Below are 26717 nucleotides of genomic sequence, written 5' to 3'. Positions count from 1 at the left end.
ATCACGATGCTTTATTCGGCTTCCATTCATAAACCTTTTGCTCATCAATCACATCCGTAGTTTCCATGAAGCCAGTGCGATTTTTCAAGGGCTCTATCGCTGTTGCGGCGATATTAATGCAATTAGGTTTAGCATATTTTTGCATATGGCCGGCAATATCAATAACTCGGTCGCTTACCTGCTCAAGAGGCGTATCTTCATCGACATAGACAAAACCTGCATTTATACCGCAACGAATCAAAAAGTCGTGTTTTATTTTCTTTTCATTTTGATTAAAGCTTTTTAAGCGTTCAAGCAGGCATACGGCAGCACCGACAGCTCCATCAACGGTACGAAAACAACTCATAATACCATCTGGAGTTTTGGCATATTTAACTACCCCATGTTCTTTAAGACAGGAGTCTACAAATACGTTATAACGATCAAAGTCATAGGCGGCAAGATGTTTGTCTTCATCTCGTTTCATACCCGTTGAGTCAACCACATCAATAGCAAGAAAAGCTAATTGTTGGCCCATATTGTCGAGTTTACTTTTAAGGTCTGCGAATTCCTTAAGAAGCTGTTTTCTATCGCTAGGCTTAGTTGTACTTAATGCTTCAAATTTACTATCGATTTCAGACATTTTTTCTTTGGAAACAACACGGCTTATTTGGTTTCGCCATTCGTAATAGTCTTTCTTCTCTTTCTGTCTATTGATGATACTGAAGCATTTTTCTCTGAATGAAGCACAGAAATTAGCTAACAGCAGTAAGAGTATACCTAATATTAAAAGACTAAAATCAATGCCATGAAATTTATAAGGAATGATTAGCTTTATTTGTGATATAAGAGGTTGGCTTATTTGTTGTGTCCAGCTTGTTATTTTCATTAAGGTAGTGTACTGACCAGGGTTATCGATATAGTGGGAGCCAAAACTTATGGCTAACAAAAGGACAAAAAATAGAAGAACTAATCTTACTACTTTTACTATATATGCCAAGGAAGCTAATAACATCTTTATCATTTTTTACCTATTGTAGATACTCGGTTACTCATGGATTTAAACAAGCATTGGTTTAATAATAGGCAATAATTGTAGGATATGCGAACAAAATGGTTTTTTTAATGCAAATCGAAAGCGAAACGTCATAAACTGCGTACCCCGTATTAGCTTAGCATAATACGGGTTTGGCACTAAAAACGATAAGCTAATCGTGCAGTAATAGAATAAAGGAATGGGTAATAGGCATCAGCTGGGCTCAGTTGAGACTCTCCAAAACCAGCGGTGTAGTTTGCTACAACTTCCCCCATTATACGATCTGTAAAATTATAATTGACCCCAACGCCAAAAGTAGGCGATGCGCGCCAGTCATCAATTATTAAATCTTCGCGATAGAGGGCTGCGATTCCAGCACTAGAAAAGACTCGAAACTCAGTGCGAGGGATTTGCAACATAATCTTGCCTAGGACGCTGATGCTGTCTGTTTTAGTAGTTAAACTCAGTTTTCCATCATGATCATAACTGAATAAGCTATAGGAGGTGAAATATACTGTTGAGTTAGGATAACGCATGTAATTTGCTTCAACGGCAAAATAAGGGGTAAATTCATACCCAAGCAATGCTCCCCAAGTTGCTCCACCTTCTTGAACATCTACGGGTGTGGACATTAGCAAGGCAGTTTTCTGTTTTTTGTTGGTAGGGATCAGCGCATGCCAGGTGGTCGATCCATAACCGGCAATAGCACCCGCGTAAAAAGGATGTTTTACCTGGTTATTTAGACTTGCGTGGCACCCCGTAGTGGAAATAAATAAAAGCGAAGATAGAGGTAATATTGATTTTTTATTAATCACAATGCAATACTCTTTTTACTAAATCAGATCTAAAACAAGGGAAAAGTTGGGCCATCGGCCCAACTCGTTTCAGGGCAGTTATTGACAGGCTTTACCAGTAGAACTACAAATTCTGCCACGAGAATCTGCACCACCCAAACGGTAGCAATTCCAGTTATCCATACAATCTTGTACAGAGGTGTATTTTTGATATTCACATGCTTTTTGCAATGAACCAAACACGCTGATTAATCGCGCATACAGCATTTTCATATCTTGGCACATTCCTGCGGGTAAACCAGATGCTTGGCAATAACAAATTGCAGCAGTTTTAAATGAAGGGCAAAAACCGGGATTGTCTGTAGGAACTGCATTGTTGCAGGCAAATGCAGAAAGACTAAAAAAACACATCAGCACAGCAAAAATTTTTCGTATCATTTTTGAGACCTTAGTTTAGAGGAAAAAAGAATTGCAATAATGTATCAGAAAAATGGAAAAGCTGCAAAAGAGATAGGCTTAAAAGTAAGGTTTAGAGTATATAAAGCACGCGTAGCCTTGATGCAGCGCAGAGTAATCAAGGTTTTCCCTCTCTAATTCCTTTGATTACACTGTGCTGGACTAAGGCTGTTGGTTATAGATTTTCAACCGGCAGCTCTTATACGGTGTGATAACTCGTTCGATTGGGCTGCCCTGCATTTTGTTCTACCACCAAGGAATCCATAATCTTAACTACTTCTTTAGTGACTTGCTTGCGGAATTCTGGGGTTAGATTTGCTGAAACCACTAGATAATGAATATATTGCTCATGATCATAAAAAAAGCATGCTTCAAAAACATAATCAATAACTAATAGATCTTCTTGATAGTTTTTTATGGGGTGAGCTTTTAACCCAAAAAGCTCGGATTTCTCATCCAGATGATCAATATTAGCAATAAAATCATTTCTAACATTAACGTTCATAATGAAATGCGTGTTGCGTTTAAAGAACATTAATCGCGCAATAGAATGTTGTAAAATTTTATGATAACTCGGTGAAATCTTTAATAGTTTTGTTGCAACGGGCATTAATAATTTGATTAATGCTGCTCTGATTTTTTTACCTTTAAATCGCAAGGTATGGGTAGCACCGAGCTTAATAAGATTAGAGCAATGTTGATGGTTACTGGTTTCAATTGTTGCTGCGCATATTTGTTTGGCCAATGTGCTTACCGAAGCATGCTCATTCAAATCGATTTTAATAGGTTCAATGCGTAAAAAAGCGCCGAGTGAATGATCATAGATGGGGTTGTCGCGCGTTGACTTAACAATATTCATGACGGTATACGGTGCATCGGTTGGCGCACTGTTGCAGTAATTACGTAAGGCAAGAGCCAGTATGGCACAAAGTCCGTTATTTAGACTGATGTGATTTTTTTTACAGAAGCGCTTTAACTTACTTAAGGTATGAATAGGTATCTGTTCATAAGTTGAATAGCCATGGTTTACTGCACTCATATTTTCCACTACGTATTGTTTGGGAAATGAAAAGAATGAAGCATCATGTAAATATTGTTCCCAGAAGCTAATATTTTCATCTAGTGAAGTAGTAATTACCTGTTGGTCAATATAGACATATTTCTTAAACGTAAAGTCGGTTTCAATGCTATCTATTGATGGTGGATTGGTGTGATAGAGCAAATAGTATTTAGATAAATCAGCAAAGATAATGGTAATTGATGCATCATCTGAAGTGATATGCGGCATACTAATTTGCAGTTCGCTAAAACCATCTTTTAGATGAAATAATTTAATGAGAATGGAAGGGTAATCCTGTGGCCAATGGTGAGAACTACTTAATTGTTCCATGGACATGAGGAGTTTTGCCTCCGCATCCTGTTTTGATAAGGTGCTTAGATCTTCAACAAGAAGCGGTAGAGCCACATTTTTTTGTATTTGTTGTTTGGGGCTAAGTTTTAATACACGATAGGTTAATACTTCATGCTTCTTTAAAACCGCTTGGAGGGCATATTCCAAGGCTTCTCGATCGAGTTGTCCTTGGAATTGTTTTCTGGCAACAATGTTTAATTTTTTTGCTCGGGGCTCAAAAGTGTCCGCCATCCATAACACAAATTGGAATTCAGTTAACGGAATTTGCCTATCCCCAGGATAGTGCTCCTCATGATGAGTATGGATTTCCGATTGTTTCGCATTCTTAATCGTAGGGATTAACTTCGCAATCGAGGAGGCTTTATAAAAATCTTTTAAGGTAATACTTTTATGGAGTTGATGATTAATTTTTGATACCAAGCGTGCTGCTGATAAGGAGTGTCCACCTAGCTCAAAGAAATTGTCATTTAGTCCAATTAATTTAACCCCTAGTTCCTCAGCCCACATTTGTACCAATTGCTTTTCCATAGGTGTTGTCGGTTCTACATAATGTTGGCTAGCCTCTATATGAGGGCTCGGTAAAGCCGCCTTATCTAGCTTACCATTTGCTGTGAGTGGTAGGATATCAACGCGGACAAAGGCTGCAGGAATCATGTATTCAGGAACATGATTTTGGGGAAATTGTCGTATTTGGTTGGTGCTAGGTGACAGATGAGGCTCGTTGTCTTTTAGAATATAGTAAGCAATCAGTCGTAACTCATGTTGTTCATCTTTTTGCGCAACTACGGCCACATTTTTGATCATACAGTGAGTTTTTAAGCACGTTTCAATTTCTCCTGGTTCAACACGAAATCCACGAATTTTAACTTGATCATCCTGACGGCCAAAATATTCAAGAACCCCATCAGAACGTTTGCGACATAGGTCTCCGGTTTTGTAGAAGCGTTTGTTTTCGACGGGGAGTGTAATAAATTTTTGCTGGGTTAATTTGGGTTGATTTAAATAGCCTCGAGCTAAGCAGATACCACTATCAATAACTCTCCCGTTTCTCCATCAGAAGCGGGCGTTCCATGCTCGTTGACAATAATGCAGTGAATCTTTGGGCCTGTTGTACCAATAGGAACATTGAATTCAAAATCAGAAAAACTGTGTGCATCAACTCGATATACGGAAATTGCAACAGTAGTTTCTGTAGGGCCATATTCATTGAAGAGGACATGATTTGGATAGAGTGAAAGCCAAGCTTTACATTCTGTTGCGGTTAAATTTTCGCCGCCTAAGATAATTGACTTTAAGTAGGGCAGCTCAAGATAATTATTTTGAGTCTCATGTTGCAGCGTTTTAAAATAACTAGGTGTGGTTTTGATGATATCGATTTGCGCGTGCACCAGGTATTTAAGATAATGGCTTATATTTTTTTTGACATCATCCTGGCAAATAACAACAGTTAATCCCAGCAGTAATGGCGCCAATGAGGCGGATACTGCCATATCAAAAATCGCACTGGAAGAAAAATCAATTCGTTGTTGGGGTTGGCATCCGGTATATTCTGCAAGCCATTGACAATAATTAATTACAGAATGATGTTCAATTAAAACCCCTTTGGGAAGGCCAGTAGAGCCGGAGGTATAAATAATATACGCTAATTGCTCAGAGGAGAGCGGGGCACTCACATTGTCAGTAGCTTGCTGGCTGATGTGTTTGTCTTCTTTATCAAGAAGAACCAAATCGCCTTGATATTGAGTAAATTTATCACTAAACGTTGATTTGCTAATTAAAACAGGTGCCTTACTGTCTTGCAGCAAAAACAATAAACGCTCTTCGGGTTGATTTGCATCTAAGGGCAGATAAGCTCCGCCCGCTTTTAAAATTGCAATAATGGCGATAAGAAAATCAAAGGAGCGAGGCAGACACAGTGCAATGGGTGTATCGGCCGTTACTCCCTTTTCTTGTAAATAACGCGCGAGTTGATTTGCCTGGTTATTTAATTCGATGTATGTGAGCGCTTTCTTTCCATGTAGGGCAGCAACATACTCTGGAAATTTACGAGCTTGCTCCTCAAATAAACTTGGTATTGTATTTTGGATACCCATGTTTTGTACCTACATTGTTATTGTTATAGTCTCGGTAATAAACGATTAAGCCACTGTGGCAAATACCAATTCCATGATTTAAATAGAGCCATTGTTGCTGGGACTAAGAAGCTTCTTATTAAGAAGGCGTCCATAAAAATAGCAACAGCAATACCTAAGCCGAAGGCTTTAACCATCAATACGTCAGCGACCAAAAATGAACCGCAAATCACAATAACAATAAGGGCTGCACTGGTGATAATGCGGCTGCTTTTTTCAATTCCAAAAATAATACTTTTGTTATTATCTCCAGTTATTTGATGGGCCTCTTTAATTCGCGATAACAGGAAGACCTCGTAGTCCATTGAAAATCCGAATAGCGCGCAAAAAATAATGACTAACAAGCTAACGTCCAGCATGCCCTGAGGTTCAAAATTTAGAAGATTAGCGAGGTATCCTTCTTGGAATACAAACACCAAAGCACCATAAGAAGCAGATAGACTTAATAAGTTCATTAAAATGGCTTTTAATGGTAAGAATACCGATCTGAGTAGAACCAAGAGTATTAGATAGGAAAAGATCATTATCCATAAAATTGCATGGGGTAAAACGTGGTAAATGGTATGTAACACATCAACATTACTTACAGCCGTTCCGGTTAACTTCATCGTTAAACCTGAAATTGGATCCAAATCACGTAGCTCGGCAATTAGCTTTTTGGTTTCAGGGGAGTTGAGCTGATATTTGCTTACGATATTGAGCACGGTTAAATGCTTTAAGGTGGTATTTGCTAACAACTGTTTTACATGAGAATCTGACAGACTACGTTTGTCATGATATAGGGTATAGTATTGGCTTTTAGTCAGGTCAGAATCACTGCTGATGATACCCGAAACCTTTTTAATGCGGGGGTTGTCTTTCAATTTATCCACCAGATTATAAATCTTAGACAAGTTATTTTTTGATAAGATCGAAGTATTGGACGTTATCACTAATTGGATAGGATTTAATTCTTCAATAGTGAATTTTTCCGCATAGGTATCATAAAAACTACGTTTGGCAGAGTTTTCAGGGAAAATTCGATAGTCTGAAATACCGAATTTTACGGATAAGAATGGGTATCCTAACACGAGTAATAACGTTAATATGGAAAAGAAAAAGATATAAGGGCGCTTTACAACACGCTCCGCTATCCATCTCCAATAACTGAAGTCTGAGTTTTTTCTTCGGAAAAAACGAATCGGTAGCAGATTAATTTTCGTCTTCAGGACGGCTAGAATTGCGGGTAACAGCAGGGTTGATATAAGAACGGCATAAAATACCGCCATAAGTCCGCCAACAGCAACAGAAATTAAAATATTAATCGGAAATAGGAATAGGGCGCTTAAACTCACAAATACCGCTAACCCACTGAAGACAATTGCTTTTCCTGCACTGGCTTGCGTAACGGCCAATGCTTCTCCACTGCTTAAGCCACTCTTTAATTCATCACGAAAACGACTGATAAAAAATAAGGAATAATCCAAGCATAAGCAAAGACCCAATAATAGGGCGATGTTGATGGTAAATACGGAGAGCGTAAAGTAATGTCCAAGAAAATAAAGACTGGTTAAAATAATTAGGGCACATCCTCCACCTAAAATAATAGGCAGAAATGCGGCAACAACCGAACCAAATACAAAAAGTAAGGTAATAATCGCAACGGGGGTTGCAATAAAATCTGCTTTATAAAGATCGATTTGCGTTTGATGGGTCACTTGTTCGACAAATTCAGGTTCCCCACCAATTTGCATGGTCATATTGGCTGGCTTTTTGATGGCAGCCTTAAATTCTTTTAATTGCTCATCACTAATTGTTTTTTTGCTTTTAAGGATTACTACTGCATAAGCTGTATGCTTGTCCTTAGAAACTTGTTGTTTTTTATAAGGCAGTAGAATTTCATGCTTAATAGAGTAATCATCTAGGCCAGACAATGATTTTTTAATCTTAGACATGAATTCATCATCAGTCGTCTTCAATCTAGAACTGTGGTACATGATAATAAATTTATTGTTATTGTCGTAACCAAATTCTTTGTTCAGGAAGTTTTGCGTACGGGTACTATCAGAGAACAAGTCGACAAAACCAGTTGTTTTAAAGGGATCCATGATTTTAGGTAGAAAGGGAATACAACCTAAAATAAGCACTATCCAGAGGATAATAACGGGCCAACGAAATCGATTAATAAACTTTCCTACTTGGTAAAAAACCATATATTCTTCTCATTATTTAGCAGAAATTAAAGTAACTTTGCAGTAAAACTACAGTGCAATGTGCTTAATTTATTGCGAAGTTACAAAATAAAACCTCACAAAAAAACGATGACTCTTTAATCATATTAGTATAAATTAAGCATTATTGTTTTGTTTTAGCCATTGAAAAGGTATTTGTGCATCACTACGAGGATTTGATAACCATTTTTCACGCTTGTTTCGGCGCGGATTATAACACCAGATTGGTGAAAGGTGGTAATGAGCCCATTTATTTACCAGCTGATGAACAACGTGATTATCATGCTATTTTCTTTGCCCATGGTTTTTTTAGCAGTGCATTACATGAATGTTCTCATTGGTTAATTGCCGGGGAAGAGCGACGGAAACTGGTTGATTTCGGTTATTGGTATGCTCCTGATGGACGCACGGCGGAACAACAAGCTTTATTCCAACAAGTTGAAGTAAAGCCCCAAGCAATCGAATGGATCCTCTCTAAGGCTGCAGGGCATAAGTTTCGAGTAAGTATTGACAACTTAGATGGCGAGCAAGCGGATACGGAAGCATTTAAACACGCAGTGTATGAACAAGTAAAATATTATTGTACGCATGGTCTTTCTGAACGGGCCAAGCGCTTCCGCGATGGAATTAGCGCTTTTTATGGTCAAAACGTAGTCTTATGTGCGCATGATTTTTCATTAGAAGAGCTATAATCAACATGTAGCCTGGAGTGACACGCCGCAATCCAGGGTTGGAGCTCAAATGTTCACTGAATTCATTATACAGAAGCTTGGCCATTGGCTATTGCATCAAACACCACCGCAAAGAGCTTATCTTTGTGATTTTGATAAAATATGCCATAAGCTTTTCATGAAGGACGCTTACGATTTTTAATGTTTTAATGATGCAACACTACGCCAATGGTCCAATCTATATTCTGTGCCGAAGGCACATAATTCACTGGTTGTGTTGGTGAAAACCCATAACCCTGCACCATTAAGGCATAATAAAAAGCAGGTAATAGGCAATAGGAGTCAAGATACTCATTATCAGGGTAGGTAGCACTCAATGTGTCCCATGCCTGATGACAAGCTAAATCATTGGCTTGTTGCAAGAAATCCTGGGTAGTTAATTGTCCACCAGAAAATTGGAATGGTTTACTTTCAGCAAGATTAGCAATACCGCCAATAGCATACCAAGAACGTGTAGGCTGACTATTCAAAAGTGGTTGAATGATTTGGTTTGCCTTATGTACTCCATTGATCAGTGATTCAATTTCTTGCGCACACTCATGAGCATTTCCAGCACCTAACCCACCACTAGGAAGAGGGTAGCTATCAGAAAAGCAGGACGAGGAATCCAGTAACTGATGAGCCATTTCATTTTGACCTAAACCAAGAAAACTATGTACGAATAAGGTAATATGTTGCCCATAAATGTTTAACTCAATAAATTTCCCTTTTTGTTGGGTTGCATCACTTGGGACAGGAAAGGCAATTTGAGTAGATGCGCCGCCAATATCCAAGACCCCAACAGATTCAGTAGAGGCTGACTGCAAGGTTTTGAGATGATAATTCACTGACAACCAGTCATAGAGTGCTTCATCATCGCCGGTAATTGTTTTAGCATCTATTAATTGCCAATTGGCATTCTGATTAAACCAGTTTCTTATGTTTTGATAATAAACTTTCTGTTTTGCTTGGGGGACTAGACGCATTCCGGCGGTGGCATAAAAATAAACGGGCATTTGCTGCGTAGGTGCTCCAGCAAAGAGAATGGTCATATACGAATCAATCGTGTTTTGATTGGTTTCAATCGTTGCAAGCCCGGGGGATATTTTTTTTGCCCAAACTTCGGTAATGTTTGTTGGTGTATTGGTTTTATCTTTATCGTAGGTGAAAACATGGAGTCTGGAGCCTGTGCTTCCTGCATCAATTACTGCGATACATTGGTGGTCTTTACAGGGATTTTTTTCGGCATAGACATTTGTTGATATGACGAAGAAGCAAGAGATAAAGATAAAAAATCGCAGCATAGTCTCAACCTATAAGATTCAGTGCGCAAATAATACACTATGTATTTTTTGTTTTCAATATGATATCCTCACAAAAAATGCTAAATTACTAAAAAAACATTAAATAATAGAGCTTGGTTGGATCACTGTCATTAAAGTTCGGGATTATATTGAAACATTGTAGGTTGGGCCCTAGCCCAACAAAGGCATTGAGCCACACCAGAACTCAATGTTGGGACCTGACCCCAACCTACAAGTTAGTGCAAAATTTCTTAACTTAATGTTCGTGGGTATGGACATAGACTACTCTGTTTTACACTGGATTACATAATAATGACAAAAGAGCACCTTGGCGCAACCTACGCAGTTTTATCCGGCTTTTTATATGGATTTATTGGTTATTTTGGTTTAAGTGCCATGAATGGGACAATGTCATCAAGTACCATGTTATTTTGGCGATTTTTTATTTCCAGTGTGGCTATTCTAATTGTATTGTTTCCTCAACTTAAAAAGAGTACGGATACCACTAAAAACATGTTAAATGCGTTTTTAACGGGTGTTATTTATTATGGTCTTTCAACCTTACTCTACTTTTTAGCTTGCCAGTACGTGAGCTCAGGGGTCGCGATGGTAATCTTTTTTACCTATCCTGTCTTAATTATGCTCATTAACTTTTTAGTATATAAACAAGCAATTCCTAAGATTTATTATCTAGCAATTCTAATTATTTTGATTGGCATGAGCTTTTTAGTTGACCTCAGTGCCTTATCATTTAATTTATCAGGTATTTTTCTTGGGGTAATTTCCGCATTTTTTTATGCGTGCTACATTATTTCCAGTAAACGAAATACCCTATCGCCAAACATGTCGACTTTGATGGTGTGCTTGGGATGTATGGTGACTGCGTTCATTGTTTCTCTTTTTAATCATACAATTGCTATGCCGTCATCAATCACTGTATGGCTTCATTTATTAGGTATTGCCATTATCGCAACGGTAATTCCAATTTTATTAATGTTGTACAGTTTACGTTATATTAGTTCCGAAAAAGCCTCTATTTTATCCGTTTTAGAACCTGTATTTGTTGTTATTTTTGGGGTGATACTTCTTGGCGAAGAATTACACCTTATGAGTGCTGTCGGGATTGTTCTTATTTTGACAGGGGCCTTGATTACCCTATTTAGTCATAAAATCAGCCTTGAGCTGGGACGGTTCAATTGGGGGCGAAGAGAGATTGTTGGAGAGTAGCTGGGAGTAATTAGCTTCGTAGCCCGTATTAGCGCAGCGTAATACGGGCTACATGATATTGTTGCTCTTAATACCAATTACCCGTATAACTATTAGTACCAGAACAATCACTAGGGGCGCATACTCCATTGCATGGATTACCGCAGCAGTTACTCAAAGCTACAGAAGCAACCACCATAGCTAAAACCAATATTATTTTTTTCATGGCCTATCCTTGTTATGACATATAACTTAACTATACTCCAGGATTGTTCATTTAACCAATTAAAATTCAATGATCTACTATTTGTAACCACTGCAATTTCCATAAATCAAAAAGAAATAATTGATTGGGTTTATGCTCTAAATAAGGGCAGACATTAATCACACGATGATTGGCAAGTTCTCGAAGTAATTCCGAAGTTACTCCCTCTATATTCCACTCACAACCGTTAATATAAAATTGGTTTATCAGCTCCGAATTTTCTTCCACATAAGCAAAACGGCAAGAGGCATCGCGCACAAGAGTTAATCCTGATTGTAATTCCCGAATAAAGCTTGGCAAATCACCCAGTTCATCCTCTTCCAAGGGCATTGGTAATTGCTGTTCGGCATTTTGATCTAAACGGGTAGCAAAACAACCAAACCAAGACTTCATTATTTTTTCATCGTTGATTAATTGCTGTAAGAGTTTTTGCGCGCTTTGCCAGGCAGGTTGAGTAATTTCTGAAGTGTTTTTTAAATGTGACCAATCTGGATCTTGATATAAATCGGTGAATGCGCCTTTTTCAGATAAAAAATCACCAATGCTGTCCCATAATTCCTGCCCTTGGTAGCTGCGATATCCAAAAGAATAGGTCATGCAGGCTTCAGAGCGAGAGATACCATAATGTCCGACATGGGGAGGTAGATAAAGCATATCGCCTTCTTCAAGAAGAATCTGTTCCTCTACAGCAAAACGCTCCATGATGCGTAGTTCAAGATCTTTAAGATAATTGTCCTGATTGCATTCTTTAGTCGTTAATGACCATTCGCGACGCCCTTGAGCCTGATATAAAAAGACGTCATAGTTATCATAATGAGGCCCCACACTGCCATTTAGTGCAGCAAAGCTAATCATAATGTCATCGATTCGCCATTGAGGAAGAAAATCAAAATGATCTAGCAGGGCATATACCTCCGGGATTAACCGATCCACCCCTTGGACTAATAAGGTCCAGTGAGTTTGAGGCATAGAGCTAAAATCTTGCTCTGTAAATGGCCCACGCTTTAGATGCCAGGCTGGATTCTGTTCAGGTGTTTCCCAGACAATACGGCTTTCAACATCGTCCTCTAAGGCTAGTCCTGCTAATTCATCTGGAGATAAGGGATTAATAAAATTAGGCAAAGCATTACGAATCACTAAAGGTTTTTTTTGCCAATATTCGCTAAGAAAAGTTTTTAAAGAAATATCCTGAAAATTGATCATGTGTACTCCCCGTAACCTTGATGCAGCGCAGCGTAATCAAGGTTTTGGTACAACACCCTGATTAACTGCACGGTTCGATTGTTCTAATTGGAATGCAGAATCCGTTCTAATTCTCCGCGCGCCTGACGAGCAAAGTTAATTAAGTCCCTTTCCTGTTCAAAAAACTCAAATGATTGAATTAAGGTTGCATTATCATGCTTTTTGAATGCTTTCGTTTTTCGCTCAATATCCTCATGCTTATAACCTAAAAACTTCATAACCTCTTTGGTCATGGTGAGCGAGGATTCAAAAACCTCCCTAATGAAATAATCAACATTTAGTTTATGCAGTTCATAGGCATGTTGGCGATTGCGTGCTCTGACATAGATTTTAAGATGCGGGAAATGCTCTTTAGCTAATTGCACAATTCTAAGATTTGCATCGACATTTCCCACGGTGACAATCAAGAGTTTAGCATTCTCTGCTCCAGCACTTTTCAGTAAATCAAGTCGGGTGGCATCTCCAAAATAACCTATGTAGCCAAATTTTCTTAACAGTTCTACCTGTTCCGCATTATTTTCTAATACGGTGATTTTTACTTTCTCGCCATTGAGGAGACGGCCGATAATTTGTCCAAAACGCCCATAGCCAGCAAGAATAATATCATTGCTTTCATTAATCGAGTCGTATTCTTTTTCCGGGACCATACTCATGTAACGGGGCAAAATAACGCGGTTATACAGCAGCATTAAAAAAGGTGTCGTCAGCATGGAGAGGGCGACGACCAAGGTGAAAAAATCGATAGTATTGCTATTAATAACACGGGTTGAGCCTGAATATTGGAAGAGTACAAAAGCAAACTCACTGCCTTGAGATAGAGCAAAGGCTAGACCAAAGGTTTGAAAATTAGTTAAATCAAAGTAACGCCCTAAAATATTGAGTGTGGTGGCTTTGACCAGAACCAGGACTAATACTGCGCCAAGGACAAGCCAGGCATGTTCTGAAAAGAGCGAAAAATCCATACCCATGCCTACGGAAACAAAGAACAGCCCGAGCAACAATCCTTTAAAAGGTTGGATATCAGCTTCAATGGCATGCTTGTATTGAGAGTTAGCTAAAACCACTCCAGAAATAAACGCACCTAAAGCAGGAGATACGCCTATTGACTCCATCAGTAAGGTGATTCCAACAACCAAGGCCAGGGAAAAAGCAGTAAATACTTCACGTAAGTTTGTTTTCGCAATAATAAAAAATAAATATCGAGATAAATAATGCCCTACCAAAATAATAGAGCCAATCACTCCTGCGACAACAAGAGCATGCCCCCACTTAGGAAGTTGGGTCATAAAGGAGGTTTCATGCTCATTAAGTTGAATATGTCCACTTAATTGCAGCAAGGGGATAATAATTAAAATAGGGATTACCGCAATGTCCTGGAATAACAGAATAGCAAAAGATGCTTCACCCTCTGCTGTTTTGAGCAGATTCTTTTCTTGTAACATTTGCAAAACTAAGGCTGTAGAAGAAAGCGAAAGGGCCATGCTGATGGCAAGGCTTGGTCGCCAATCGTAGCCCAGCATGATACCAATCGTGAATAAAGCACCGGTGGTAATCATCACTTGAAGACTGCCTAGACCGACAATGAGTTTTCTTAATTTCCACAACATTGAGGGTTCGAGCTCAAGGCCGATTAAGAAGAGCATCATAATGACGCCGAACTCAGCAAAATGCATGATTTGTTGCGAATTGCCAATGAGTTTTAAGCCGAAAGGGCCAATGAGTATGCCGACAATAAGATAGCCTAATACCGAGCCTAATTTAAATCGGCTGGCAATAGGCACCATGATGCTGGCGGCAGCAAGAAAGATAAAGACATTTAGTAAAATAGTTCCATTCATAGTATTAAACCTGGGATTTATTTAGCGTGACAATTTTTATATTTTTTACCGCTACCACATGGGCAGGGGCCATTTCTGCTTATTTGTTGCTTCTTGATTTTGGAGGGTTTCTCTTTATTTACCCCATTTACATAAAACCAAGAACCATTCTCTTTGTGAAATTCACTTAGTTCATGAATTATTTTTACTTGCCCATGCTCCTTAAAGCGTGCGCAAAACTCAACAAAACCAGTATCTGAATCAGTGGGTTCGGCACTGAGAACGTCTAAGCCCAGCCAGGTGACACTCTCTGCCCAGTGCTTGGCTTCGAGTGAGTTGAAACCTACTAACATTTGACCTTTCATGGTGCTTTTAATGTAGTCAATGTTGGCTAGGCTATAAGCGGTATACCGTGAGCGCATTAATTGCTCAGGTGTTTGTGGCAGCTGCTTTTTTTCTAGATATACGCCACAACACTGCTCGTATGTTTTTTGGGTTCCACAAGGGCAATCTGTCATAAGGCGCTCCCCAGGCAAATAAATTAACTCACCGATTATATGCGATATGGGCGTAAATTTTTAGACTTATTCTTTTATTAGCTTATTTTTATCAGAAAAAACTGGCAGAAAAGAAATAATCGGTGCACAATTTCGCAAAAAATGTAGGTTGGGGAAGAGGGCTTGAAGTTCGTTAGTTTATTCTACGTCAGACTATGGGGCTAATCGCACGTACTTAAGAAAAACAGACGAACTCGCTATGCTCATCACTTCCCGCAGACCATGAGCGAGGCGAATTCCTTAAGTAAGTGTCTTTAGGCTATGAGGTCAACCTGCATCCAATCATATAATCAGAGGTCATCGAAAAATGAATTCTTATTTACTGACACAAGACATAAAGCAAATCAATCAACAGGAAAGTGTTGAGCAGTTAGAAGATGGAAAAGTATTATTTTTTCCTAAACATGTCTTTGCGGACATTCATCCAAATCTTATGTCAGAGCGTATACTCGATGGTTCTCGCAAAAATATCAGCTACGATTCCCAGAAAAAGAGCTTAAATGCCTATAAAAAAGATATAAGTGGCTTGGATGAACAACTGGCGAAGATGATGCAAGGATATGCTGATTTTTCCTACCAGCTAATTCAAGCGGTCTTACCCTCATACGTCCCTCATTTACGCTGGGGGCGTACGAGTTTTAGACCAGCTCAAATTAATGGGCGTGTTAGTTCTAAGCGTAAAGACGACACTCGTTTGCATGTGGATTCATTTTCAGCAAGCCCGGTGCATGGATTACGAATTTTGCGCGTTTTTTGTAATGTGAACCCTCATAATGAGCCACGCGTTTGGAATCTGGGGGAGCCATTTACTAAAGTTCTCGCACGTTTTGCACCACAAATCGCCACCTACAGCAAGTTAAAAGCACATATGCTGAAATGGACGAAAACAACAAAAACATTACGTTCTCCCTATGATCATTATATGCTGCATTTACACGACAGCATGAAGCTTGATGATGAATATCAATCACACGTGAATAAAACACGTGTTGACTTCCCCGCGCAAAGTACTTGGATTGTCTTTACTGATCACGTATCGCATGCCGCGTTGAGCGGGCAACATTTGCTAGAACAAACCTTTTATCTCCCTGTAGATAAAATGGCAAAACCTGAGTGTTCTCCATTAGTACAGTGGCAAAAAATTAGGCCTGAAGTGGCTGTTTTTTAGGGCAAAATTCTCTTTACGAGGGGATGAATTGCACGTTATGATGGACTAGCATTAATTTTAACGAAGGACCGTCGTACTCATGCAAGGAGTTAAATCACCTGAAAAAAATAAGAAAAAACGGGTGATTCCCCCTAGTTGGAAGAAACACTTCCCCTCAGAAAGCTCATTAGGATTGTTGATCTTAGCCCTTGTGTTGCTGGCTGCTCTATTATGGTATTTTTTCGCGCACAGGCCCCATACAAATCCTGTTAAGCCGGTACCTATTGTTTCTGGGGTTGCAACAACTCGTGATGTCCCAATTTATATTTCTGCTTTAGGCACTGTAACTCCTGTTTATACCGTTACTGTTCAATCACAAATTAATGGCCTCTTAATGCAGGTTTTATTTAAAGAAGGGGACTTGGTTAAAAAAGGACAATTAATTGCACAAATTGACCAACGTCCTTATGAGGCTTTATTAACTCAATATCAAGGTGACTTAAAACGAGATACTGCTTTATTAGAAAATGCGCGCATCGATCTGAAACGCTACCAAACTTTGTGGAGAGAGGATTCTATTTCGCAACAAACTTTAGCAACCCAACAAGCTTTAGTAAAACAATATGAAGGGAATGTTGAGACAGATTTAGGTTTAATTCAGAGTACCAAGATCAATTTGATTTATTGCAATATCACTGCACCAATCGATGGACGAGTCGGTCTACGGCTTATTGACCCAGGTAATTTTGTACAAACCTCGACTACGAGCGGCATTGTTGTTATTACTACTCATGATCCCATCACGGTTATTTTCCCTATCGCCGAGGATTTTGTCCCACAAGTAGCCCCTCAAGCGTTCAAGGGCGAGAGCCTGGAAGTGAAAGTATACAATCGTCAGCAGAATCAGTTATTGGCAACAGGAAAATTAATTGCACTGAACAACCAGATTGATCCGGCTACTGGAACGGTAAAACTAAGGGCCGTATTTGATAATAAAGAAAGTAAGTTATTTCCTAATCAATTTGTGAATGTTCAGATATTGGTAAATACCCTAACTAAGGCGACTTTGGTTCCTACCTCGGCCATCCAACATACAACTACTGAAGATTTTGTCTATTTAGTGAATGCAGATCACACCGTAACTACAGCCCCTGTCGTGATGGGGCCGGCTAGTGGTGATGACACCGTAATTTCTCACGGTTTAGCACCTGGACAGCATGTCGTTATTGAAGGTGCCAACAAGTTAATGAATGGCTCCAAAATCATTGTACAGGAACATTATCCATCCAAAAAAACTAAACCGCATAGTGTCTCATGAGTATCTCTGGCCCATTTATAGCAAGAGCAATTGCTACCTCATTATTGATGTTTGCGATTTTCTTAAGCGGGGTCCTTGCCTATCAATTACTGCCAGTTTCTGCGCTACCGGAAGTCGATTATCCGACCATCCAGGTTTCAACTTTTTATCCAGGTGCTAGTCCTGATGTCATGAGTTCCACAGTGACAGCCCCGCTTGAGCGTCAGTTTGGACAAATGCCTGGTTTGACTCAAATGACCTCAAACAGTTCTACTGGCTCATCGATTATTACCTTACAATTCAATTTGGATATAGGATTGGATGTTGCCGAGCAAGAAGTGCAGCAGTCCATTAATGCGGGTAGCAGTTACCTCCCTAAAGATTTACCTAATCCTCCGGTCTACAGTAAAGTGAATCCGGCTGATACCCCCATTATTACTTTGGCACTTACTTCAAAAACCTTACCTTTAACTCAGGTTGAAGACTATGCTGAAACCCGTTTGGTGCCGAAAATGTCCCAATTATCGGGAGTTGGTTTAGTCAGTATTGGGGGCGGAAATCGTCCGGCGGTCCGTATCCAGGCCAATCCCAATGCCTTATCGGCTTACGGATTGACTATGGAAGATGTGCGTAACTTGGTTACTGCCTCAAACGTTAATGCGGCCAAAGGAAATTTTGATGGGCCACGTTTGGCCTATACGATAAACTCCAATGATCAGCTGTTATCTGCAGCTGTTTATAAGCCATTGATACTTTCCTATCAAAATCAATCCCCAGTACGCTTATCGGACATCGCTACAGTTATTGATGGTGCAGAAAATACGATGCAAGCAGCGTGGGTGGATAAGGAACCTGCGATCATCCTTAATATTCAACGACAACCAGGCGCCAACGTCATTGAAGTTGCTGAACGGGTTAAAAATTTATTGGTACAAATGAACGCTGCTATTCCTGCTGGAATTAATGTAGAGATTATTACGGATCGCACCTTGAGTATCCGTGCTTCGGTAGAAAACGTGCAATTGGAATTATTGCTGTCTGTAGTCTTGGTGGTTATGGTGATTTTTCTTTTCTTGCGTAAATTGCCCGCCACAATTATTCCCAGCATCTCAGTTCCTTTAGCTCTGGTCGGTACTTTAGGCTTGATGTATTTGCTCGGGTTTAGCTTAAATAACCTGACTTTGATGGGGCTTACCATTGCTGCTGGTTTTGTCGTTGACGATGCGATTGTGATGATTGAAAATATCATGCGTTATATTGAGTTGGGAGAAAATCCTGTTGAGGCAGCACATAAGGGAGCTGCGCAAATAGGTTTTACCATTGTATCTTTATCTATCTCCTTAATTGCAGTATTAATTCCTTTGTTATTTATGGGCGATGTAGTCGGACGCTTATTTCGTGAATTTGCTTTAACCTTAACGATAACCATTGCTATTTCAGCCTTTATTTCTTTAACTCTGACCCCCATGCTTTGTTCGCGCATATTAAAGGCTCAAAGTGAATCGAAGGTAAATTCATTTGAGTTGTATTTAGAGCGTCAGTTAAATCGCTTGATTGATGTTTATAAACGATCTCTTAGTTGGGTTCTTTCTTCACAGCCATTTATTTTATTGATCTTTTTTATCACAGTAATTATTACCGCTATTTTATTGTATGTGATTCCCAAAGGATTCTTTCCCATTCAAGACACCGGTATTATTCAAGGGATTTCAGTGGCAGCGGATTCAATTTCTTTTCCCGCAATGGCTGAGCGTCAGCAGGCTTTGGCAGATGTGGTTCTTGAGGATCCGGCGGTTGAAAGTCTCACTTCATTCATTGGCATTGATGGCACCAATGTGACGTTAAACAGTGGACGTATTCTTATTAATTTAAAACCTTTAAACGAACGCCCTAGTGTTAATCAGATTATTAATCGTTTGCAAAGCAAAATACACAATGTGACCGGAGCAACCTTATATATGCAACCAGTCCAGGATTTAACGATTGATACCTTAGCAAGTCGTACTCAATTTCAATACAGTGTGAGTGCACCGGATAGTGCTGAGGTGGTGAAATGGGCAAAAATACTCGAAAATAAAATGCGAGAAATTCCCGTTATAAAGGATGTAAATAGTGATCAACAAAATAAGGGATTGGTTACTTCCATCAATATAGACCGCGATACAGCATCTCGATTGGGGATTACTATGCAAATGATTGATGAAACCTTATATGATTCATTTGGGCAGCGGCAAATATCAATCATGTTTACCCAGCGTAATCAGTACCGGGTTATTTTGGAAGTATTACCTTTCTTGCGCCAAGCTGCAGTTGCCTTTGAAAACATATACATTAATTCATCAGTGAGCAAAGCATCAACGACAGGAGCAGCAACAAGTGCAGCATCTACGCCAATTACCACACCTAATACCATCACAGTAAGTAATCCTATTGGTCTTGGGGCGGCAACAATTACGACAACCAGTGGTTCTGTTCCCTTAAAAGCGATTGCCAGTATCTCGCAAACCTTAGGTCCTTTGGTTATTGCCCATAAAGACCAATTTCCTTCGGCAACACTGTCATTTAATCTCGCAGAGCGTGCTTCTTTGGGAGATGCGGTACGTGCTGTTAATGACATGCAAGAAAAGCTTAATGTCCCTTTGAATGTCGACGTAGGATTTCAAGGCACGGCCAAAAGCTTTCAAAACTCTTTGGCTAATGAGGGATGGTTGGTTGTTGCTGCTATTGTTGTGGTTTACATTATCTTGGGTGTACTTTATGAAAGTTACATCCATCCATTAACTATATTGTCTACTTTACCATCAGCATCAATGGGGGCTTTATTAGCACTTTATTTAACGGACAATGATTTAAGTATTATTGCGTTGATTGCGATTATTCTGCTCATTGGTCTTGTACTGAAAAATGCTATCATGATGATCGATTTTTCTTTGGAACAAGAGCGCCTTTATAAGAAGGCTCCGCTCGATGCAATTTATGAAGCGGCTTTATTACGTTTTCGTCCCATTTTGATGACGACCATGGCCTCCATGCTAGGAGCAATCCCTTTGGCACTTAGCCATGGCATTGGAGGGGAGCTACGACGTCCTTTGGGTATCGCGATTATCGGCGGTTTGATTGTCAGCCAGCTGGTGACATTGTATACCACTCCTGTGATTTACCTTACTTTTGATCGCATTTCGCGAAAGGTGATGGGGTATCGTTGGAATGGTTTGCATGTATTAGGCCGTTCTAAACACAGTGAAGGGCCGCCCGAATGATGCCCGTGTTTCTTATTAAAAGAGGGGAGGTAAAATGAATATATCCTCCTTATTTATTAGTAAACCGATCGCAACGATTCTGTTGGCATTAGGCTTAAGTTTTGCGGGTATTTTAGCGTTTAATTTATTGCCTGTAGCTCCTTTGCCACAAATTGATTTCCCCACCATTAGTGTGCAGGCCTCGCTTCCTGGTGGTAGCCCAGAAGTAATGGCTACTTCGGTGGCATCTCCCTTAGAGCGGCAGATTGGCCGTATTGCAGGAATTACTCAGCTTACTTCCACCAGCACGCTAGGGTTATCGAGTATTATCGTACAATTTGATTTGTCACGTGATATTGATGGTGCGGCACGTGATGTGCAAGCAGCGATTAATGCTTCGTTAAGCCAATTGCCGAGTAATTTAACCAATAACCCTACGTACCGCAAAGTTAATCCAGCGGATGCGCCGATTATGATTCTTGCTCTAACTTCAGATAAGTATCGAACGGGGCAATTATATGATATGGCTTCAACTATTTTACAGCAGCGAATTCTACGTATAGAAGGGATTGGCCAAGTCAACGTAGGGGGAGGGTCTTTGCCGGCTGTGCGTGTGGAAGTTGATCCCTTGAGCCTAAATAAATATGGAATTGGCTTTAGTCAATTAGCTACCACCATCGCAGAGGCGAATGTAAGCCAGGCAAGAGGGAGTGTTGTTCATGAGGATGGTACGGTGTCCATCATTAAAAGTAACGACCAGATGTTTAAAGCAGCTGAGTATGCTCCGTTGATTATCTCTTATCAAAATAATAATCCGGTACGTCTTTCTGATGTAGCACATGTGACTGATTCTGTTGCTGATGTGCATAATGCGGGAATAGCGAATGGTAAACCCGCGGTGCTTTTGGTTTTATTTAAACAACCAGGGGCTAATGTAATTAAAACCGTAGATTATGTAAAAAAAATATTGCCGCAACTGAAAGCCTCTATTCCGGAGAATATTGATTTAAACATTTTGATGGATAGAACAACAACTATTCGTACTTCCTTACATGATGTTGAATTAACCTTATTTATCGCAATGTTGTTGGTCATTTTTGTGACCTATTTATTCCTGGGTAGTTTTCGCGCCATGCTCATACCCGGTGTTGCTGTTCCCTTATCATTACTGGGAACTTTTGCGGTCATGAAGTTATGCAATTACAGTCTGGATAATTTATCACTGATGGCTCTAACTATTTCAACTGGCTTTGTGGTTGATGATGCGGTGGTTGTTTTAGAGAATATTACACGTCATATTGCAATGGGCAAAAAACCGCTACAAGCTGCTTTTGATGGTTCAAAGGAAATTGGTTTTACCGTAATCTCCATGAGTATTTCGCTTATTGCAGTCTTTATTCCCATCTTATTTATGACGGGTATTGTGGGGCGGCTCTTTAGAGAATTTGTGGTGACTCTATCTGTTGCAATTCTTATTTCCCTAGTGGTATCACTTACTTTAACACCGATGATGTGTTCACGTTTATTACGCTCTGAAGAAGAGGTGGAGCCCAATCGCTTTATGCGTTTTATTGATGCGGTCAAATTCCGTTATGGCCGTGGTTTGCGTTGGGTGCTTATTCATCCTGCCATGATGTTATTGTTAACTTTTGCGGCTATTTTATTAACTATTTATTTATATGTGATTGTGCCAAAGGGATTCTTCCCACAACAAAGAACGGATCGAATAGCCGGTTCCTTGCAAGCGGATCAAAATATTTCCTTCCAAGCAATGAAGAAAAAAATGATTCAATGCGTTTCTATTATTAAGGAAGATCCTGCTGTAGCGAATGTTGCCGCATTTATTGGTACGGGCCCAGGCAATAATACAGGCAATACAGGTACTGTATTTATCTTGTTAAAAGTTCCTAAGCATCAAAATATTCCAACAGAAGAAGTCTTAGCTCGTCTACGAAAAAAATTAGCAGTGATTACTGGGGCAAGATTGTACATGCAATCCTCTCAGGATTTAACCATTGGTGGTCGTGCGAGTGCCGCGCAATTTCAATATACAATGTCTTCTGATAGCTTGGCTGATCTTGCTGTTTGGACACCGCGTATTATGGAGCAATTGTCTAAGATTCCCGGTATTTCAGACTTAAATAATGATCAGTTGAATCATGGTTTGCAAACTTTTGTTAATGTAGAGCATGATACCGCATCACGCTTTGGTCTCACTCCAGCAATCATTGATCAGGAGCTTTATAATGCCTTTGGGCAAAGCCAAATTTCAGTGATGTATATGCCAATGAACCAATATTTTGTGGTGATGAATGTGGCACAAAAATATTGGCAATATCCGGCGATCCTAGATCAGCTCTATGTTAAATCTCCGGCCGGAAATGAAGTTCCCTTATCGGCATTTGCCAGTTTTAAACCGGGTTCAACCTTATTGTCAGTGAATCACCAAAGCCAGACACCTGCGGCTACGTTTTCCTTCAATTTAGCTCCAGGTACTTCACTTGGCGATGCTGTCAATACGATTACAGCAATGATTAATAAGATGGAGTTACCCCCCACAATGATTGGTTCTTTCCAAGGAACTGCACAGGCATTTCAGCAGTCTTTTGCGAATGAAAAGTATTTAATTCTAGCGGCTTTATTAGCAGTATATATTGTTTTAGGTATGCTGTATGAGAGTTTAATTCATCCCATTACCATTTTGTCTACCTTGCCTTCAGCAGGGGTTGGGGCTTTGTTGGCTCTAATGCTGTGTAGCATTGATCTCAGTATTATTGCGTTGATTGGTATCATTCTTTTGATTGGTATTGTGAAGAAAAATGCCATTATGATGATCGATTTTGCTTTGGAAGCAGAGCGCAATGAGAATAAAACCCCACGCGAAGCGATTTATGAGGCAGCCTTATTACGCTTCCGTCCAATTATGATGACCACTATGGCTGCATTACTTGGTGCCTTACCTCTGGTTGTAGGTTTTGGAGTGGGCTCTGAATTACGACGTCCATTAGGTATTGCGATTGTTGGTGGTTTAATCCTGAGTCAATTATTGACCCTTTATACAACACCAGTAATTTATTTAGCATTGGATACTGCAAGCATCCGCCTTCATCGCTGGATTGCGCAATTTAAATCTACTCGAGGTGCTTATGGTCAATCAGCCTAATCGATTAGTCAAAGGGTCGGCAGTGACTCTAATCGTAACTCTACTCGCATCCTGTATGGTGGGACCTAATTATGTGCGTCCCAAAGTTGTTGGCCCGCATGAGTTTAAAGAGGCCAAGGGAAAAATGGTTGCAGGTCCTGTACGTAAAAACTGGAAGCCTATCGAGCCGCAAGATGATATGGATCGGGGGGAGTGGTGGAAACTATTTAATGATCCAGTACTTAATGATTTGGAAGAACAGCTTAATCACTATAACCAGAATATTGTGAATGCTGAGGCGAATTATCGTCAATCTTTAGAAATTGTTAATGAAGCCCGCGCGAGCCTTTTTCCATCGATAACTGGTGCGTTTAATATTTTTAGACAACGCCAGGGAGGAGGTTCAACTGCATTCATTAGCTCATCAGGCGGAACAACTTCTGTAGGTACCGCAGCAACGGGAACTGGGAACACCGCAACTACCATCACCAACTACACGGGAATTCTCAATGCAACATGGGAACCCGATATTTGGGGCTTGGTACGCCGTACTATCGAAGCAGACCGCTCTGTGGCGGAGTCTAATGCCGCATTAATTGGCGTAACGCGATTATCCGCCCAAGGTTCTTTAGCACAATATTATTTTGAATTACGTACCTTAGATAAAAACCAACGCTTCTTAGACGATACAGTTAAGTCTTATAAAGGCATTTTGCGATTTACAAAGAATCAATATCGCTCGGGAGTGGTGTCACAAGCCGATGTGGTACAGGCAGAAAGCCAATTGGAAAGCGCACAGGCTGCTGCATTGAATAATGGCATTTTGCGTGGCCAATATGAACATGCTATTGCGGTATTAATTGGTCGTCCTCCCGCATTTTTATCGTTGAAACACATGCCTTTAACCGCCAAAGCACCGACAATTCCTTTAACGGTTCCTTCTGTATGGTTAGAACGTCGGCCAGATATTGCGCAAGCAGAACGCTTGATTCAGCAAACAAGCGCGCTCATTGGGGTCGCTGTAGCTGCTTACTTCCCGACTTTGACCTTAACTGGTACTGGGAGTGCTTCGGCAAATAGTTTCCACCGATTAATTCATAAACCTAATCTTGGTTGGTCGCTGGGCTTACAAGTGGCAGAAACCATTTTTGATGGTGGTTTACGAGCGGCTACCGTACGTGCTGCAAAACAGGCGTATCTGGCTCAGGTCGCATCTTATCGGCAAGTAGTATTAACAGCATTCCAGGATGTGGAAGACAATCTGATTGCTTTGCGTATTTTACGGGAGCAAAGTGTATTCCAAGATCGTGCTGCTGCTCATGCACGTTTGGCACTTAAATTAGTGGTGAATCAGTATAAAGCTGGAACAGTACCTTATTCGAACGTATTAACCGCGCAAATTACCGCGTTTTCTGCTGAGCAATCCGCTAATAATGTTGATGGTTTGCAAATGAGTGCTGCTGTGGGGTTGATTAAATCTTTAGGCGGTGGTTGGGTAGTTAAGCCGGTTAAAATAAAAGTGCAGGGTATTTGTGTTGTGAATAAAAATTGTGGGCAGAAGACAGCTTGAAAGTAGGTTGGGCCATCAGCCCAACTTACAAGATATCCATACAATCCTAATGCAACTGGACTGGCCCCTGTAACTCCTCAATAACCGCCGCCAATTTCTTACTCACTGGAACCCCTGTCTTTTTCAAGGTATTAACCAAATGTTCTTTAGCTCTCATCGGATCAGTCAAATTAAAACAAATAATCTCTGCAATCTCCGCAAGGAAACAATCAGAGCTTAGTGTTTTTGCTTTTTGAATTAATTCTTCAGCGTGCGGAATATTTTCTTTCAATGCGGCAACCAGCGCCAGACCACCCCAGCCATCAGCTAATTCAGCAACCTGATGGGTTGCACTTTGGTAGGTATTGAATGCATCATCCAGTTGATCTTGCAGTAATGAGCACCAACCTAAAGCAATACGACAATCATAAAATTCAGGATAAATTTCTATAGCTTTTTGTAAGCTATAATCTGCACGTTTAAAATCACCTTGGTTCATATGGGCACTGCCTAAGGCAAACCAAAGACGACAATCACCTGGGTTTATTTGCAATAGTTTTTCAATATCCTCTACTGTTGTTTCTTGAGTAGTTAGACCCAACATAGAATGAACCAGTTTTGCATCATAATTATCTGGATTGAGCTCAAGTGTTTGGTTCGCAGCTTGAATTGCTTGCTCATTTTCATCGCGATCAAAATGTAATAGTGCGAGAAGGCCCAAAGCGTCAGCATCCTCGGCATCATGAATTAATACGTCCTTTGCTAAATCTAAAGCTTGGTCTAACTCACCTTGGCCATGGTGTATCCGCGCCATTAATCGTTTTGCTTCTGGGTGATGTTCCCCTTCAATAATTGGGGATAGCACTGTTGCTGCATTTTCTAAGTCGGAATTAATAAAATGGGTAAAGCCCAGGTTATAACGAAGGGCTGGGGTGTCATCATACGTTAAGGCCTCAATAAAACTTTCTTGAGCCTGAGAAAATTGGCCGCGGTTTAAATGGAGTAATCCTTGATGACCAAGGCAGGCAATACGGTCGATATCATTTGCTTGATTAAGATAGTCTTGAGCCGTATCTAAGTCATCGAGTTCTATGTAAAGATCGCTGATTTTTACTAGTAAAGTCAGGTTATTTTTATCTTGTTCTAAATAAGAAAGATGACGATTTAATTGTTCTTGGACTTGTTGATTACTCATATGTAAGGTTCCTTGTCATGTGAGGTTGT

19 protein-coding genes are annotated in these 26717 nt (G+C 40.0%); 7 read left to right on the top strand and 12 right to left on the bottom strand.

Annotation, left to right across the window (positions count from 1 at the left end):
- Position 1 precedes the first annotated feature (1 nt).
- From J2N86_RS10485 to J2N86_RS10460, 6 genes are all read right to left on the bottom strand, one after another.
- Positions 2 to 1003 (bottom strand): hypothetical protein, encoded by a 1002-nt coding sequence (locus J2N86_RS10485; protein WP_252579381.1) that lies wholly within the window; start codon positions 1001 to 1003, stop codon positions 2 to 4.
- Positions 1004 to 1173: 170 nt separating this feature from the next.
- Positions 1174 to 1830, bottom strand: a complete 657-nt coding sequence (locus J2N86_RS10480) for an outer membrane beta-barrel protein (protein ID WP_252579379.1) — start codon at positions 1828 to 1830, stop codon at positions 1174 to 1176.
- 78 nt (positions 1831 to 1908) lie between these two features.
- Positions 1909 to 2247 carry a hypothetical protein gene (locus tag J2N86_RS10475; protein WP_252579377.1) on the bottom strand — a complete coding sequence of 113 codons (339 nt, stop codon included), beginning with the start codon at positions 2245 to 2247 and terminating at the stop codon, positions 1909 to 1911.
- 217 nt (positions 2248 to 2464) lie between these two features.
- A complete protein-coding gene (locus J2N86_RS10470) occupies positions 2465 to 4480 on the bottom strand; it encodes a condensation domain-containing protein (RefSeq protein ID WP_252579375.1) in 2016 nt (671 codons plus the stop codon).
- Positions 4481 to 4689: 209 nt separating this feature from the next.
- Positions 4690 to 5769 carry an AMP-binding protein gene (locus J2N86_RS10465; RefSeq protein WP_252579373.1) on the bottom strand — a complete coding sequence of 360 codons (1080 nt, stop codon included), beginning with the start codon at positions 5767 to 5769 and terminating at the stop codon, positions 4690 to 4692.
- 23 nt (positions 5770 to 5792) lie between these two features.
- Entirely contained in the window at positions 5793 to 8000 is a 2208-nt protein-coding gene (locus J2N86_RS10460) for an MMPL family transporter (RefSeq protein WP_252579371.1), read from the bottom strand.
- A 176-nt stretch (positions 8001 to 8176) separates the two neighbouring features.
- Between J2N86_RS10460 and J2N86_RS10455 the strand changes: the two genes are divergently transcribed.
- Positions 8177 to 8710: an elongation factor P hydroxylase gene (locus J2N86_RS10455; RefSeq protein ID WP_252579370.1), complete on the top strand. Its 534-nt coding sequence runs from the start codon at positions 8177 to 8179 to the stop codon at positions 8708 to 8710.
- A gap of 185 nt (positions 8711 to 8895) precedes the next feature.
- On the opposite strand, the gene J2N86_RS10450 is transcribed toward J2N86_RS10455, so the two are convergent.
- Complete coding sequence (locus tag J2N86_RS10450; RefSeq protein WP_252579368.1) at positions 8896 to 10032, bottom strand: acetate and sugar kinases/Hsc70/actin family protein; 1137 nt, start codon at positions 10030 to 10032, stop codon at positions 8896 to 8898.
- A gap of 309 nt (positions 10033 to 10341) precedes the next feature.
- Here J2N86_RS10450 and J2N86_RS10445 point away from each other — a divergent pair, with 309 nt between their 5' ends.
- A complete protein-coding gene (locus J2N86_RS10445; RefSeq protein WP_252582441.1) occupies positions 10342 to 11259 on the top strand; it encodes a DMT family transporter in 918 nt (305 codons plus the stop codon).
- 67 nt (positions 11260 to 11326) lie between these two features.
- Here J2N86_RS10445 and J2N86_RS10440 read toward each other — a convergent pair whose 3' ends face one another.
- The 4 genes from J2N86_RS10440 to J2N86_RS10425 form a co-directional block, all read right to left on the bottom strand.
- On the bottom strand, positions 11327 to 11464 hold the full coding sequence (locus J2N86_RS10440) for a hypothetical protein (RefSeq protein ID WP_252579367.1): 138 nt from the start codon (positions 11462 to 11464) through the stop codon (positions 11327 to 11329).
- A 66-nt stretch (positions 11465 to 11530) separates the two neighbouring features.
- The gene (locus tag J2N86_RS10435) at positions 11531 to 12706 is read right to left on the bottom strand and encodes a JmjC domain-containing protein (RefSeq protein WP_252579366.1); all 1176 of its coding nucleotides are present in this window, start codon (positions 12704 to 12706) and stop codon (positions 11531 to 11533) included.
- An 83-nt stretch (positions 12707 to 12789) separates the two neighbouring features.
- Positions 12790 to 14583, bottom strand: coding sequence for a monovalent cation:proton antiporter-2 (CPA2) family protein (locus J2N86_RS10430; RefSeq protein ID WP_252579364.1), 1794 nt, complete (start codon positions 14581 to 14583; stop codon positions 12790 to 12792).
- Between the two features lie 17 nt (positions 14584 to 14600).
- Positions 14601 to 15080: a YchJ family protein gene (locus tag J2N86_RS10425; RefSeq protein WP_252579362.1), complete on the bottom strand. Its 480-nt coding sequence runs from the start codon at positions 15078 to 15080 to the stop codon at positions 14601 to 14603.
- A gap of 346 nt (positions 15081 to 15426) precedes the next feature.
- Between J2N86_RS10425 and J2N86_RS10420 the strand changes: the two genes are divergently transcribed.
- The 5 genes from J2N86_RS10420 to J2N86_RS10400 all read left to right on the top strand — a co-directional run bounded on the left by J2N86_RS10420 (position 15427) and on the right by J2N86_RS10400 (position 25514).
- Positions 15427 to 16287 (top strand): Kdo hydroxylase family protein, encoded by an 861-nt coding sequence (locus J2N86_RS10420; RefSeq protein ID WP_252579360.1) that lies wholly within the window; start codon positions 15427 to 15429, stop codon positions 16285 to 16287.
- A gap of 79 nt (positions 16288 to 16366) precedes the next feature.
- On the top strand, positions 16367 to 17584 hold the full coding sequence (locus J2N86_RS10415; RefSeq protein ID WP_252579358.1) for an efflux RND transporter periplasmic adaptor subunit: 1218 nt from the start codon (positions 16367 to 16369) through the stop codon (positions 17582 to 17584).
- The gene (locus J2N86_RS10410; protein WP_252579356.1) at positions 17581 to 20823 is read left to right on the top strand and encodes an efflux RND transporter permease subunit; all 3243 of its coding nucleotides are present in this window, start codon (positions 17581 to 17583) and stop codon (positions 20821 to 20823) included. The genes J2N86_RS10415 and J2N86_RS10410 overlap by 4 nt, the downstream gene beginning before the upstream one ends.
- Before the next feature lie 34 nt (positions 20824 to 20857).
- On the top strand, positions 20858 to 23965 hold the full coding sequence (locus tag J2N86_RS10405; protein WP_252579354.1) for an efflux RND transporter permease subunit: 3108 nt from the start codon (positions 20858 to 20860) through the stop codon (positions 23963 to 23965).
- Between the two features lie 22 nt (positions 23966 to 23987).
- The gene (locus tag J2N86_RS10400; protein WP_252579352.1) at positions 23988 to 25514 is read left to right on the top strand and encodes an efflux transporter outer membrane subunit; all 1527 of its coding nucleotides are present in this window, start codon (positions 23988 to 23990) and stop codon (positions 25512 to 25514) included.
- A gap of 46 nt (positions 25515 to 25560) precedes the next feature.
- Here the strand turns inward: J2N86_RS10400 and J2N86_RS10395 are convergent, their stop codons facing one another.
- On the bottom strand, positions 25561 to 26688 hold the full coding sequence (locus J2N86_RS10395) for a tetratricopeptide repeat protein (RefSeq protein WP_252579350.1): 1128 nt from the start codon (positions 26686 to 26688) through the stop codon (positions 25561 to 25563).
- Positions 26689 to 26717: the final 29 nt, after the last annotated feature.

It is taken from the genome of Legionella lytica (assembly GCF_023921225.1).
Taxonomy (GTDB): Bacteria; Pseudomonadota; Gammaproteobacteria; order Legionellales; family Legionellaceae; genus Legionella; species Legionella lytica.
The sequence above is the reverse complement of the archived record's forward strand: the minus strand, read 5'-3'. Positions and strand labels throughout refer to the sequence as shown.